Genomic DNA, 15,077 nt, shown 5'->3' with positions numbered 1-15,077 from the left:
CGGTAAGCATCCTGCTTTGCCTGGAAGGTAGGGATCGTTGTCACGCTAATGGATCGTGACCGGGTGGTCTGACATGGGAAGCGGGGACAGGGTTGGATATGGGGGGCTTTTCCTGGCTTGAGATTTTCGGCGCCTGTGGTTTTCCTGGCTTGAGATCTTCAGCGGCTGTGAGATCGAGCGCCGCCCGCGCGGCGCATCGCGGGCAAGCCCGCTCCCACATCTGTTTCGGGCCAATCTCTCCTGTGAAGCCAACAGGGACCGCCTTGTTGGTATGGCGATGTATCTCGGTGGGCGCTGATGCCGCTCCACCTATCTCCAGTCATGCACCAAGGCGGATCCTGTTGGCAGCACAGGAGTAACTGGCCCGAAACAGATGTGGGAGCGGGCTTGCCCGCGATGCGCCGCGCGGGCGGCGCTCGATCTCACAGGCAACAAAAACCTCAAGGCGAACACCTTCCACAGGCCATCAAACCCTCAAGACAAACACCTTCCACAGGCCACCAACTCTCAAGGCGAACCATTCAAATCCGCCGCCGCGTCCCCCCAGGCTCGGAATGGTCGTCTGCGGTATCACCACCGCCACCTGCTCCCGACTGGTACTGGCCGCCAGCCCCGCCAATGTCGGCTGGCTGAACAAGGTCCGGGCATCGACGTGCAACCCGGCCTGGCGCATGCGCGCCACCAGGCTCACCGCCAGCAACGAATGCCCACCCAGCTCGAAGAAATTATCCTCACGCCCCACCTGCTCGATCTTCAACACTTCGGTCCAGATCGATGCCAATGCGGTTTCCAGGTCGCCCTGCGGCGCCTGGTACTCCCGGCTGATCACAGCCTCTGGCCCCGGCGCCGGCAGGGCCCGGCGGTCGACCTTGCCATTGGGGCTCAACGGCAGTTCGGCCAGCGCGACGAACGCCTGCGGCACCATGTACTCGGGCATGCGCGCCAGCAGGTGGCTGCGCAGCACCTCCAGGGCGGGCGGCGGGCAGCCATCGCGGCAAGTGAAGTACGCCACCAGGCGCTCCTCGCGCATCAGCACCACGTTTTGCCCGATCACCGGGTGCGCCGCCAGCGCAGCCTCGATCTCGCCCAGCTCCACACGCAGCCCACGCAGCTTGACCTGGAAGTCGTTGCGCCCGACGAAGTCCAGTTCACCGTCCTGGCGGTAACGCACCAGATCGCCGGTGCGATACAGCCGGTCGCCCTCGACAAAGGGGCTGGCGATGAAACGTTCGGCCTGCAGCTGCGGCAAGCCCAGGTAACCTCGGGCCACGCCAACGCCGCCAATGTGCAATTGGCCCACCGCCCCCAGCGGCACCGGACGGTCATGGGCGTCGAGCACATAGAGGCGGGTGTTGGCGATCGGCCGGCCAATCGGTGGTGCCAGCGCGGGCAACGGTTCGAAGGGCTGCAAGGTCCAGGCGGTGCTGTCGACCGTCGCCTCGGTGGGCCCATAGACGTTGTGCACGCGGACCTTCGGCAGGCAGTGGCGAATGCGCTGCAGCAGCGCCAGGGTCAGCTCGCCACCGCCACAGTACAGGTCGGTCAGGCTGCTGCAACGCTCCACGCCCGGCTCCTCTAGGAACTGATGCAGCAGCGCCGGCACGAACTTCATGATCGTTACCTGCCGGGTCTGGACCAACCGCACCAGATAGGCCGGGTCACGGTGCCCGTCGGGCCGGGCCAAGACCAGCCGCAGCCCGGCCACCAGCGGCCAGAACAGCTCCCAGACCGAACCGTCGAAACTGAACGGCGCCCGCTGCAGCAACGCCCCGCCCGGCTGCGGCGGGCAGATCTGCGAGCCCCAGTGCATGAGGTTGCACAGGCCGCGATGCTCGACCATCACGCCCTTTGGCGTACCGGTGGAGCCTGAGGTGTACATCACGTAGGCCAGCCGGGACGGCCCGAGTTCCGGCACATGAGGGTTTTCGGCACTGCACGCGTGCCAAGCGTCATCGTCAAGGTCGAGCATCGGCGTGGCGAGCGTGTCGAACAGCCCCCGCGTGGCCGCGTGCACCAGCACCACGGTGGGTGCGCTGTCATCGAGCATGAAGCGCAGGCGCTCGAGCGGATAGCCCGGGTCGAGCGGCACATAGGCACCACCGGCCTTGAGCACCGCCAGCAGCGCGACCATCATCGACACGCCGCGCTCGACGCAGATCGCCACCCGCGAATCAGCAACGACGCCCAACCCGATCAGGCGATGGGCCAGGCGATTGGCCTGGGCGTTGAGGGTGTAGTAGTCGAGGGCCGCGTCATCCGTTTGCACGGCCAGGGCCAGTGGGGTGCGCTGCACCTGAGCCTCGAACAGTGCAGGCAGTGTGCTGGCCAGCGGGCTGAGGCGGTCTTCGCTGCGGTTGAAGGTGTGCAGCAGACGTTCCAGCTCGTCGCCCGACACGCTGCACAGCGTCGTCAAAGGGCTATCCATACCGTCGGCGAACTGGCGCAGGGTCGTCAGCAGGCTGGCCAGCACTCGTGGCGCGCCGACTGCACGGGGCGCTCGCAGGCCAAGCTGCAGCGCGTCACCCAGGTCGTCGACGCTCAGCACCAGGCCGTGGCTGAGCACTTCGCTGGCCTGCAGCAAGGTCACGCCCGGCAGCACCTCGCCGTGCGGCAAGGCGCCCTGGCGGTAGTTGATCAGGCCCTGGAACAGCGAAGTACCGGCGGGCAGCCCGCTGCAGCGCTGGGCCAGCAACAAGGGTGCATCTTCGTGGCCGAGCAGGCTGGCAAGCCGTGCATGGGTCTCGGCCAGGGCCAGGCTTGCCGGCCCCCCGGCCAGGTTGATGCGCAGCGGCAGGCTGTTGATGAACATGCCCAGGGCGCGGTCGGCGCCGTCACCGGCCATGGTCCGGCCCAGCAGCACGGTCCCGAGCATGACCTCGTCACGGCCCGACAAGCTGCCGAGCACCTGGGCCCAGGCCAGGTGCAACAGGCTGGCCAGGCTGGCGCCGTGGCGACGCGCCTGCTGGCGCAAGCGCTCGCTGAGCGCGACGTCCAGCGTGGCGCTATGGCTGTGCAGGTCGTTTTCGTCGACCGCTTTCCCGCCCAGCCCGGGGATCGCTGCCAGCGGCTCGACGCCAGCCAGCTGCTCGCGGAAATAGCTTTCGTGACGCGCCTGCCGTTCGGCATCGCCACTCAGTGCCACGTAGTCGCGGTACGGCACCGGTACCGGCAACTGCCCACCGCGCTGTTGCATGAAGGCTTCGAGTTCGCCCAGCAGCACCTGCAGGGAAACCGCGTCGTTGACCAGATGGTGGAAGCGCAGCAAGCCCAGCCAGCGGCCCTGGCCCGGGTCTTCGGCGGTGACCATCGCCATCATCGGTGCCTGGCGCAGGTCCAGCGGCCGCTGCTGCGGGTCGAAGGCCTGGCACAACTGCGCGCCCAGATCGCCCGACGCCGGTACAGGCCAGCTTTCCACTGGCAGGCGGGCCTGGCGCCAGACCACCTGCTGGGGCTGCTGCAGCCCTTCCCAGGCCAGGCTGGTGCGCAGGATGTCATGGCGCTCGATCACCTGTTGCAGCGCCTCGACAAAGGCCTGCAGGTGCGCGTGGCTATTGAAGGCAAACAGCACCTGCTGCTGGTAGGGGTCCCGGGCTTCGCTGACATGGTGGTACAGCAGCCCCTGCTGCAGCGGCGCGAGTGGGTAGATTTCCTGCACATTGGCGGCGCCACCCGGCACTGTCGCGACGATCTGCTCGATGGTTGCCTGGTCGAGCGTGGTCAACCGCAGCATCTCGGGGGTAATGCGCTGGCATCCCGGCTGCACGCCATTGGCGGGCACCGTTGCAATCTCGCCGACCACCACGGCAGCCGCCAGGCTGGCCAGGGTCGACTGGCCGAACAGCACCTGCACGTCAGCCTGCAGGCCTTGCTGGCGCATGCGCTCGATCAGTTGCACCGCCAGCAGCGAATGGCCACCCAACTCGAAGAAGTGATCCTGGCGCCCTACCCGCTCGACCTGCAGCAGCTCGGCCCAGAGCAGGGCCAGCCGCGCTTCGATGTCGCCTTGGGGGACCTCATGCTCGCGGCGTACTTTCGCGGTTTCGTCCGCCGCCGGCAAGGCGCGACGGTCGAGCTTGCCGTTGGCCGTCAGCGGCCAGCCGGCCAGGCTGACGTAGGCCACGGGCAGCAAGGTGGCAGGCAAGCGCTCGCGCAAGTGCTCGTGCAACGCGCGTGGCGTTACCGCACAGGCGCCGACGTACCAGGCCTGCAACTGCCCCTCGCGCAGCAGCACCACGCTTTCGCGCACGGCCACATGGCTGTTCAGCGCGGCTTCGATTTCGGCCAGCTCGACCCGCACGCCGCGGATCTTCACCTGGTCGTCGTTGCGCCCGAGGTATTCCAGGGTGCCGTCGGCCCGCCAGCGCACCAGGTCGCCGCTTCGGTACATACGCGCCCCGGGGTGCGCACTGAACGGGTCGTCGAGAAAGCGCTCGGCAGTCAGCTCGGGGCGGTTCAGGTAACCGCGTGCCACGCCATGGCCGGCAATGTACAACTCACCGACAGCGCCAAGGGGCAGCAATTGCTGCTGCTCGTCCAGCACGTACAGCCGGGTGTTGGCGACCGGCCCGCCAATGTGCAGCGGCTGCCCGGCCTGCACTTCGCCCGACGTGGCCACCACGGTGGCTTCGGTGGGGCCGTAGTTGTTGACCACCCGGTAACGGCGTTCGCGGGCCAGGCGGCGCAGGCGGTCACCGCCGACCAGCAGGGTCTGCAGGGTCGGGTGCAGTTCGCCCTGGGCGAAGGCATGTTCGGCCACCGGCGTCGGCAGGAAGCTCACGTCCAGCGGCTGCTCGCGCCACCAGTGCAGCAAGGCGTCGATGTCTTCGCCGCCCTCGCGTACCGGCGCCAGGTGCAGGGTCGCGCCGCTGCACAAGGCTGGCCAGATTTCCCAGGCCATGGCATCGAAGCCGAAACCGGCCAGGCTCGACTGGTGGCGGCCCGGGCCAAGGTGAAAGGCGTTGCAGTGCCAGTCGACCAGGTTGGCCAGCATGCGGTGCTCGACCATCACGCCCTTGGGCAGGCCCGTGGAGCCGGAGGTGTAGATGACATACACCAGATTGCCCGCTGCCAGCTGTGGGACGGCGGGCGCCTCGGCACTCGGCGCTTGCCAGGTGCAGCGGTCCAGTTCGATCTGCGGCAGGCCGTGGGCTGGCAGGCGTGCACTGAACCGGGAATGGGTCAGCACCACGCACGGCGCGCTGTCTTCAAGCAGGTAGGCCAGGCGTTCCTGCGGATGCGCCGGGTCGATCGGCACGTAGGCGGCGCCAGCCTTGAGCACCGCCAGCAGGCCGACCAGGGTATCCAGCCCACGCTGGGCCACGACGGCAATCCGCAGGTCCGGGCCTGCGCCCAGGCCGATCAGCCGCCGCGCCAGCTGATTGGCGAGGCCGTTCAGCTCGCCGTAGCTCAGGCGCTGGCCACCGTGCACGGCCGCCAGCGCCGCTGGCCGACGCCTGGCCTGGGCTTCGATTCGTCGGTGGATCAACAGCTCCGGCTGCCCCTGGGCAATCGCCGCCTGGTGCCAATGCTGCAGCTGCCGCTGTTCAGCGGCCGTTATCAGGTCGAAATCGGCGGCGCTCAGCGCGGGTTGCTCCAGCCCCTGCCGCAACACGTGCAGGAGCCGCTCGGCCAAGGCGGCGACCTCGTCCTTGCTGAACCAGGCCAGGTTGTGCACCAGGTGCAGATGGGCCTTGCCGCTGTGCAGGTTGCTGCGCAGGTGCAGGCTCAGGGGCGTCGGTTCGTGGCTGTTGCAGATCATCACCGTATGGCCGCAAGCGCCGCCAAAGCGCAGCGCGTTGCCATCTTCTTCATAGGACACCATCAGTTCGAACAGCTGCGGCCGCTCTTCGCGCAGGGCGCCAAGCGTGCGGTTCAACTCGCTGAGGGCGTAGCGCTGGTGACGAAAGTCCTGCTTGAGTGCATCGCGAATGCTGCGCACCAGTTCGGCAAAGGACTGGCTGCGGCCAAAATCCATGCGCAAGGCGCTGACCTGGGTAAACAGCCCGAGGGTCGACTTGAAGCGCGCGCTGGCACGGTTGCGCACCGGCACGCCGACCACCCACTGGTCGCGCTGCCAGGTGCGGGTGCAGCACACGTGCATTGCCGCCAGCAGCACGTGGAAGGCCGACGCCTGCAGTTCGCTGCCCAGTGCGTTCATGCGCGCCAGCAGCTGGCTGTCGAAGGGCAGCTCCAGGGCCGCGCTGGGCTCACCAGCCGACAACCGCCCGCGCTCACGCGGCGCCAGCAAGGCATCGGGCAACTGCTGGTACTTGCCCAGCCAATAGTCACGGTCACGCGCATGGCGTGCCGACGCCTGGTATTGGCTGTCGTCTTCGACGAACTCACGGTAACCGGGCGCGCTTTCCGGCAAAGGTGCGCCCTGGCCCAGCAGGCCATAGTAGTCGGCGATGCATTTGAACCACAGGTCCACACCCCAGCCGTCGAGAATCAGGTGATGCGCCTGCAGCGCCAACAGGTAGCGCTGCTCGCCAAGCCTGATCAACTGCGTACCCCACAAGGCACCGGCGCCCGGTGCAAAAGGTTTTTGCATAAAACTGTCGAGCAACGACCGGGCGGCGGCCATGGGGTCTTCGACACCGCGCAGGTCATGTTCGGCTAACGCCACCGTCAGCGTTTCGGCAAAGCACTGACGCGGCACGCCCCCTTGGCCCTCTGGCGCCAGCAGCACCGTGCGCAAGCCTTCGTGCAGCGCCACCAGGTGCGCCAGCGCCTGGCGCAACCGCGGGACATCCAACGCACCGTCGAACTCGACATAGGCGCCGATGTTGTACAGCGGCGAATCGCCGTGGCCGATCTGGTCCAGCCAGATATCACGCTGGGCAACGGTCAGGGCAAAGGTTTCGGCGGCAGGCATGGGGGGGCAGGTCCTTCTTGGCTTGATCATCCGCGGATTCAAGCACCCCCTCCCCGCACTGTATGGCCCCTTAAACCCGGACAACCGGAGCGTGTATCAAAAGCCGCTGAAAAGCCTGTAGGAAATCAACCATAGCGTGCCGCCCTTGATGGCTTACGCCCACGCCATTCGGCAGGAAACGGGCGCGAAACGTCAGGCTAATGACGCCAATTGACCGGCTGGTCGGGGCGTATTGCGCATTCGCCACTGTTTCATGCCCCACTCGCCACGTCGTCTTTGATGGCATTTTCTGTCCCGGTTTTCCATTACAGACGCAGCCCCCGCTGCGGGCTTGAATACCGTCACCTACCCCGTCATCCGGAGCCCTCGACTGCGCGACCACCCGCCGTAACGCTTTGAATCAAGGAAGAAAGGATATGAAGCTGACTGCCAGCCTCGCACACCGCCCCGACCCTCGGCTGTACCTGCAACTGGGCGAACTGATCGCCAGTACCGGCGCCGAAGGCTTCGCCGCACAGATGTTATGCCTGGTCGATGCCCAGGTACCGGTCCACAGGCTCGAGCTGAGCGAATGGACCCTGGACCCGCGCCAGGCCCGTATCAGCCACATCCGGCTGCTGGGCAGTGCCGGCCTGGAGCAGCAACGGCCGGGCAGCGAACCACTGCGCCACCCGTTGCTGCAGAGCATCATGCAGATGGACGACCCGCTGCTGATCGAGTTCAAGGCACCGCTGGACGCCCAGCATCCCCACCAGTGCCACCTGGTGTCGTGCAGCGGTGACCGACGCTGGGTCATCTGTTTCCATCGGCTGCCAGAGCAACGGGCGTTTTCTTTGGCTGAACTGTCACACCTGAAGAGCCTTTCCGACACCTTGCTGCCACTGGTCGAGCACCATGGCCAGCTGCTCGGCCAGGGGTTGCCGCGCCGCGTCGGCTCGCCCCTGGCCGACGTTGAAGCGAGGTCGTTGCGCCACTGCTTTGGCGAGCGCCTGGTCCAGGAAGCCGTCAGGCTTTCCAGCCGTGAAGAGGAAGTGTGCCTCGGCCTGCTGACCGGCGGCACGGTGCCGGAACTGGCGCAGAAGCTGAATGTGAAAAACAGTTCGATCGAAACCTACCTCAAGCGCGCCACCGCCAAGCTGGGGGTCAGTGGCCGCCATGGGCTGGCGAAATGGATGGCCGGCGCCTGACCGTACGAGAGCCCCTTGATGCCCCGACATGCCCTTTCCCTGTGCGCCGTACTGCTGTGCGGCTGCTCCCTGGTACCGGACTATCAGCGCCCCGCCGCCCCTGTGCCCGAGCAGTTCCCGCAAGGCCCGGCCTATCAGGGCGACGCGCTGGCGCGCCAGCACGCCGAGGACTGGCGCCAGGTGTTCCAGGACCCGGTGCTGCGCCAACTGATCGACCGCGCGCTGGCCAACAACCGCGACCTGCGCGAGGCTGCACTGAACGTCGAGGCCTACCGCGCCCAGTACCGCATCCAGCGTGCCGACCTGCTGCCTAAGGTGTCGGCCGATGCCCAGGGCAAGCGCCAGTACCTGCCCCGTGGCATGACCGGTACCGACCAGGGCATGATCAGCTCGACCTACGCCGCGACGCTGGGCATCAGTGCCTACGAACTGGACCTGTTCGGCCGCGTGCGCAGCCTCAGCGACCAGGCGCTGCTGACGTACCTGGCCAGTGAAGAGGCGCGGCGCAGCACTCAGCTGAGCCTGGTGGCCAGTGTTGCCAGCGCCTACCTGACCTGGCGGGCCGATCAGGAGCTGCTGGTGCTGTCGCAGGAAACCCTGGCCGCCGACCAGCGCAGCCTGCGCCTGACCAGCGCCCAGCGCCGTGCCGGCACGGTATCGGCGCTGGACCAGATCCAGTCGCGCACCAGCGTCGACAGCACCCGGGCCACGGTGGCGCGCTACCAACGCCAGGTGGCCCAGGACCTCAACCAGCTGACCTTGCTGGTGGGTACGCCGGTGGAGGGCGACCTGGCCGCCCTGCCCCTGGCCGACGAGCAGATCGCCGGGCTGCCAGCGGGCTTGCCTTCAGACCTGCTGCGCCGCCGCCCGGATATCGTCCAGGCGGAATACCAGCTGCGCGCGGCCAACGCCAACATCGGCGCGGCGCGGGCGGCGTTCTTCCCCAGCATCAGCCTTACCGCCAACGCCGGCAGCACCAGCCCGCAGCTGAGCGGCCTGTTCGACGGCGGCAGCGGCACCTGGCTGTTCCAGCCTCAGATCAGCCTGCCGATCTTCACCGCCGGCAGCCTGCGCGCCAGCCTGGACTATGCAACGTTGCAGAAGGACATCCAGGTGGCGCAGTACCAGAAGGCCATCCAGGGCGCGTTTCAGGAAGTGGCCGATGGCCTGGCGGCACGGGCGACCTACCAGCGGCAGTTGCAGGCCCAGCGCGAGCTGGTGGCGTCGAACCAGCGTTACTACGACCTGGCCGAGCATCGCTACCGCAATGGCGTGGACAGCAGCCTGACCTTTCTTGATGCCCAGCGCTCGCTGTTCACCGCCCAGCAAGGGCTGATCAGTGATCGTCTGGCGCAACTGGTGGCGGAAGTGAACCTGTATGCCGCACTGGGTGGGGGCTGGCAGGAAGCTGCAGAGAAGCCTCGCTAGGGCTTGGGCCGCGCTCGGGTGCTCGCAACGAACGGGGTCTAGACTGTACAGACCAGATGACATGGCATGAACCGGGGGGCTGCCACACGTGGAGGTGTGCGATGAGCCAGTTCAAGCGTCTGTTCGTCATGCTCGGCCCGCAAATGCGCCATACCCCGGCGCTGCAGCGCGCGGCGGCGTTGGCCGAGTCCAGTGGTGCCCTGCTGGATGTCAACGTGTTCGTCGACGATGTCGACACCTTTGGCCTGATGAGCGACGGCCGCGAGCGTGAGCGGCTACTTGGCGACAACCGCCAGTGGCTGGCCGACGAAGCCGAGTAACTGGGCAACGCCGGGCTCGATGTCTCCACCGAACTGCTGTTGACCCGCGACCCGCTGGGCAGCGTGCTTGAACGCATCGAACGGCTCGGTTGCGACCTGCTGATCAAGGACGTGCAGCACGAACCGGTACTCAAGCGCTTGCTGGTCACGCCGCTGGATTGGCAATTGCTCAAGCAAAGCCCGGTGGCCGTGCACCTGGTCAGCGACATCCGCCTGCCGCTGCCCCGGCAGATTGCGGCGGCGGTGGACCTCAACTGCCTGGGTACCGGCGAGCATCTGGACGATCAGGTGATCCACAGCGCCCATGCCCTGGCGCTGCAATGCAACGCTGAACTGCACCTGCTGCATGTGTGCGATGCGGCCAAGACCCATATCGCCGACTTTGGTGCCGGCACCGTCACCATGCCAGGCTTCGATGGCAGTGTGCGCACGGCGCAGCGGGCGGCGTTCAACCGGCTGGGCGACCACCACCAGATTCCGCTGGAGCGACGGCATTTTGTCGAGGGTGCGGCGATCCGCGCGATTGCCCAGTTCGTCAGCCACAGCCGGGTCGATGTGATCGTGATGGGCAGCCATCGGCATGATGCGATGCAGACGTTCCTGGGTGGAACCACGGCGCATGTGCTGGAGCATCCGTTGTGCAATGTGCTGGCCATAAAGGGCGCTCGCTGAGCGTTCGGCTGCCTGAACCGGCCTCTTCGCGGGCGCGCCCGCTCCCACAGGTATACCACCAGCCTGATGGGCTGCGGGGCCGCTGTGGGAGCGGGCGTGCCCGCGAAGAGGCCGGCCCTGCCAAGCGCACGGTATCTGGCACACCAGTTCTAATTAAAAAGAATGCATTTGATAATGATTCGTAGTAGTTTCTCAGCGCTTCCCTCTTTCCCCCTCAGCGCCCTACTCCAGGATCGTACCGTCGATGCGTCGCACGTTCGTTTCGCTTTGTGTGCTTCAAGCTATCTCCCCGCTGGCCTTCGCCGAGCCCGAGCCGCTCAATGACCCGGCCCAGATCGAGCTCCAGGCCCTGAACATCACCAGCAGCGCCGACAGCGAACGCCCCGATGGCCCGGTGGACGGCTACAAGGCCACCCGCTCGGCCAGTGCAACGCGCACCGACACCGCCCTGCACGAGACCCCGCAATCGATCAGCGTCGTGCCCAGGGATGTGCTTGAAGACACCGGCGCCACCCGCCTGCAGGATGGCTTGGACTACGCCGGTGGCGTCGGCCGCGCCAACAACTTCGGCGGCCAGGGCCTGACCACCTTCACCGTGCGCGGCTTCACCACCGGCGAGTTCTATCGCAACGGCTTCCCGATCAACCGCGGCTACCCCAACGCCCCTGACGCCAACACCGTCGAGCGCCTCGAAGTGATCCGCGGCCCGGCCACCAGCCTGTATGGCCGTGGCGACCCCGGAGGTACGTTCAACGTGGTCAGCAAGCAGCCGCTGGCCGAGCCCAAGGTGACCCTCGGCAGCCAGTTCGACGACCAGGGCATGCACCGGGCAACCCTGGACGCCACCGGGCCGCTGAATGCCGATGGCTCGCTGGCGTATCGCCTGAACATACTGGGCGAAGGTGGCGAAAGCTTCCGCGACGATGTCGAAAGCGAGCGCTATGACGTTGCACCGGTGATCAGCTGGCAGGTCAGCGACGCCACCAAGGTCATCTTCGAAGGCGACTTCATGCGTAACAACCACCCGCTGGATCGCGGCCTGACCCGCCTGCCCGGCCAGATCGGCACAGCTTCGCGGGACACCAACGTCTGGGAAAAAGGCAGCGACAACCTGCTGCACAACGACAACGACATGGCCCAGTTGCGCTTCGAGCACCTGCTCAACGACAACTGGACGCTGGGCGGTGGCCTGCAATGGCTGGACGGCTCGCTCAAGGGCAACGCGGTGGAAGCCAACGGCCTGCAGGCCGACGGTCGCACGCTGGGGCGCAACTTCAACTACCGCAAGCTGGAGTGGAGCGACCGTGACTACCAGCTCAACCTCACCGGCCACTTCGACACGGGCGGTTTCGCCCATACCCTGCTGACCGGTATCGAATACGAAGACTATGACTACAACTCGATCATCCAGCGTTCGGCCGCCGGTAGCGGTGCCTACCCGATCGACATTTTCCACCCGGTGCTGGGCCAGCCGCGCCCTGCCCTGACCCGCACCACCACCCATGACAAGGAAAACCTCAAGACCTGGGCGGCATTCATCCAGGACCAGGTGGCCCTGACCGAGCGCCTGAAAGCCCTCGCCGGGGTGCGTTTCGAGCGCTACGAGCATGACTACGACAACAAGCTCAACAATGCCGGTGACTTCAACAAGGGCGAGAACGGCGTCACCCCGCGCCTGGGCCTGATGTACGACCTGACCGACAGCGTTGCCGTCTACGCCAACACCGCGCGTTCGTTCAAGCCCAACAGCGGCGCGAGCCTGCAAGGCACGGGCTTTGACCCGGAGAAGGGCAAGTCATACGAGCTGGGCGTAAAATGGGAAGCGCTCGACCGCCAGCTGAGCGTGGACGCGGCGATCTACCACATCGTCAAGGAAAACGTGCTCACCCGAGACCCGAACGACCCGACCGGCACCTACAGCGTCGCTGCCGGCGAAGTGCGCAGCCGCGGCCTGGATATCAACGTCGCCGGCAACCTGACTCCGCAATGGCGGATGATCGGCGGCTACGCCTATGTCGACGCCGAGGTGACCAAGGACAACAGCCTCCCCACCGGCACTCGCCTGGCGAACATCCCGCGCAACAGCTTCAGCCTGCTCAACACCTATGAGTTCCAGGATGGGCTGGCCAAGGGCCTGGGGCTGGGGGTTGGCGTGAAGTATGTGGATGACCGCGCCGGGCAGACGGCGGCCAGTACCTACACCATGGAGCGCTACAGCGTGGTTGACTTGCTGAGCTTCTACAAGGTCAACGAGCACGTGCGGTTGAACCTGGACGTGAAGAACCTGTTCAACAAGGGCTATGACGAGGGGGCGTTCAACACCTATGTGTACCCGGGTGCGCCGCGCACGGTGCAGGCTGGGGTTGCCTACACCTTCTGAAATGACAGGGGGCCGCCTGGCGGCCCCGTGCATCAGAAGCTCTTGCTGTAGAACAGCGAGTAGGACTCGATACCGTCGTTCGGTTGCTTGATGCCGGCATTGGAGTAGTGCATCAGACGGAGCCCCACCTTCTGCGCACCCGGCAGCTTCAGGCCAAAGCCGATGCGGTCTTCGAAGTTGACCGATGAGCCCAGGTGCTGGTCACCCACATCGGTCTTGGAAAAGGCCGCCAGGCCGATGCCGGCTTCGACATACGGGGTGTAGGTGAAGCCACTGAACTCGTAGGTGAACACCGGGCTGAACGACAGCGAGTGAGCGCCGCTGGCATCGCCACCTTCCCAATAGGTGTAGGCCGCATCCCAATATCCCGTCACAAAGCCGATGTCACTTTTCATCCACTGCTTGTCCCAGTCGAACGCCATACCGAGACGGTACGTCATGTCGCCCTGGCTAGTGGCACCCACGGCGCCGGAAATTTCTGCGGCCTGGGCCAGAGGGGTGCCCCCGAGCACCAATAGGGCGGCGGCCAGCGTGCTGGCAAGACGGGTTTTCATCAATGACTTCTCCTGATGGTCACACGGGCAAGTGGGGGCTAGGGCCCCTCGATTTTTGCGGTGAACGGTGCAGCCGGTCACACGGCGTAATACTTTTCTGATTATTGTCCAGATAATCAGAAAGTTGAAAGTGAATTGCCAGCATTGCTTGAATTTACCCGTAGTGCCCCAGCTGCTGATGGCGGCAGGTCCCCGCCGAGGCGGAGTACAGATGTACTCCGCCCGTCGTGGACGCTCAATGCCAGTTCAGGCTTGCGGTGACAGGCGTCTTGCCGTTTACCGTGACCCGTTGCTGGACCGTTGTACCCTGCGCCTGGCCGATGACCTGGTACTGGCCGGGTGGCAGCTGGACATAGACCAACGGCCCGGCATCCTGCAGGCTCAACACGGACTTGCCTTGTGCATTGTGGATGTCGACTGCGGCGCCGCTCTCGAACTGGCCGTGTGCACCGGTCGACAGTTCGACGTGCAGGTCATAACCCGGGGTCCGGCGTATGGCATTGGCCTCATCCTGGCCGATACCGCCCGCCAGGTAGCGCACGCCATTCTGCTCCTGCGGCTGCACTTGCACGGCTTGCATGTCGATCGGCGCGTTGTGGTCGTCGACTTCTGCGCCAGCGGCCAGGGTCCAGGGCAGCGCCAGTGCGATCAGCAACGTGGCGCCCACAGCATGGTGATGGTTACGCATGGTCAGCTCCTCCTCAAGGAGATGGCTTACCTGATGTTTGACCTCACACCGTGCTGATGTTCACGCCGCCCGCCGCTCTTCGAGAAGTTTCACGAACATGCTCAGGCTGCGCGAAACCGTGCCCCGGCGCCACACCAGCCAGGTCTTGAGGTAGCGGAACTGCTCCTGCATCGGCCAGGCGCAGACCGTGCTGCAGCCAGGCATGTTGTCGAGCATGCTGCGCGGCAGCATGGCCAGGCCGGCACCGGCGCTGACGCAGGCGAGCATGCCATGGTACGACTCCATTTCGTGGATCTTGCCGGGCACCGCCTGGTCCTGGACAAACCAGTTCTCGAAGTGGTGACGGTACGAGCAGTTGGCGCGAAAGGCATAGATGCTCGCGCCGTTGACGTCCTGGGCACGGGTGACCGGGGCGTGGTTGAGGGGCGAGATGATCACCATCTCCTCCTCGAACACCGGCATGCCTTCCAGCGTGGGGTGCAGCACCGGGCCATCGACGAAAGCCGCCACCAGGCGCCCCGCCAGCACGCCTTCGAGCATGGTCCCGGAGGGCCCGGTGGACAGGTCGAGGTCGACTTTGGGGTAGCGCTGATTGTAGGCCGCCAGCAGCGCAGGAATGCGCACCGCCGCGGTGCTCTCCAGCGAACCCAGGGCGAAGGTGCCCTGGGGGTCCTCGCCGGCCACGGTCAGCCGTGCTTCGTGCACCAGATCGAGGATGCGCCGGGTGTATTCCAGGAAGTTCCAACCCGCCGGTGACAGGCGCAGGCGGCTCTTCTCACGGATGAACAGTTCGACGCCCAGGTCTTCCTCCAGTTGCTTGATACGCGTGGTCAGGTTCGAGGGCACCCGATGGATATGCTGGGCGGCGGCGCTGATGCTGCCCTGTTCGGCCACGGCCTTGAAGATCTCCAGTTGCACCAGGTCCACAGTCATTCTCCAAACGTGAATGTTTCGCTCATTATTATTCAGTTTTC

General features: G+C 65.8%; 7 protein-coding genes and 1 pseudogene. 4 read left to right on the top strand and 4 right to left on the bottom strand.

Annotated features, from left to right (window positions below; translation table 11 throughout):
* Positions 1–466 precede the first annotated feature (466 nt).
* The gene (locus tag ACTORR_RS27785; RefSeq protein ID WP_441344097.1) at positions 467–6,874 is read right to left on the bottom strand and encodes an amino acid adenylation domain-containing protein; all 6,408 of its coding nucleotides are present in this window, start codon (positions 6,872–6,874) and stop codon (positions 467–469) included.
* 416 nt (positions 6,875–7,290) lie between these two features.
* Here ACTORR_RS27785 and ACTORR_RS27780 point away from each other — a divergent pair, with 416 nt between their 5' ends.
* From ACTORR_RS27780 to ACTORR_RS27765, 4 genes and pseudogenes are all read left to right on the top strand, one after another.
* Entirely contained in the window at positions 7,291–8,061 is a 771-nt protein-coding gene (locus tag ACTORR_RS27780) for a helix-turn-helix transcriptional regulator (protein WP_313365405.1), read from the top strand.
* A gap of 18 nt (positions 8,062–8,079) precedes the next feature.
* A complete protein-coding gene (locus tag ACTORR_RS27775) occupies positions 8,080–9,489 on the top strand; it encodes an efflux transporter outer membrane subunit (RefSeq protein ID WP_313365406.1) in 1,410 nt (469 codons plus the stop codon).
* A gap of 101 nt (positions 9,490–9,590) precedes the next feature.
* A pseudogene (locus ACTORR_RS27770) lies at positions 9,591–10,481 on the top strand (universal stress protein).
* A 244-nt stretch (positions 10,482–10,725) separates the two neighbouring features.
* Positions 10,726–12,861 (top strand): TonB-dependent siderophore receptor, encoded by a 2,136-nt coding sequence (locus ACTORR_RS27765; protein ID WP_441344096.1) that lies wholly within the window; start codon positions 10,726–10,728, stop codon positions 12,859–12,861.
* Between the two features lie 32 nt (positions 12,862–12,893).
* Here the strand turns inward: ACTORR_RS27765 and ACTORR_RS27760 are convergent, their stop codons facing one another.
* The 3 genes from ACTORR_RS27760 to ptrR form a co-directional block, all read right to left on the bottom strand.
* A complete protein-coding gene (locus ACTORR_RS27760; RefSeq protein WP_054885408.1) occupies positions 12,894–13,415 on the bottom strand; it encodes an acyloxyacyl hydrolase in 522 nt (173 codons plus the stop codon).
* A gap of 235 nt (positions 13,416–13,650) precedes the next feature.
* A complete protein-coding gene (locus tag ACTORR_RS27755; RefSeq protein WP_054885409.1) occupies positions 13,651–14,103 on the bottom strand; it encodes a hypothetical protein in 453 nt (150 codons plus the stop codon).
* 60 nt (positions 14,104–14,163) lie between these two features.
* Positions 14,164–15,030 carry a putrescine utilization regulator PtrR gene (gene ptrR, locus ACTORR_RS27750; protein ID WP_054885458.1) on the bottom strand — a complete coding sequence of 289 codons (867 nt, stop codon included), beginning with the start codon at positions 15,028–15,030 and terminating at the stop codon, positions 14,164–14,166.
* Positions 15,031–15,077 lie beyond the last annotated feature (47 nt).

The sequence above is a fragment of the Pseudomonas sp. SAR267 genome (assembly GCF_052077595.1).
GTDB classification, from domain to species: domain Bacteria; phylum Pseudomonadota; class Gammaproteobacteria; order Pseudomonadales; family Pseudomonadaceae; genus Aquipseudomonas; species Aquipseudomonas vlassakiae.
The sequence above is the reverse complement of the archived record's forward strand: the minus strand, read 5'-3'. Positions and strand labels throughout refer to the sequence as shown.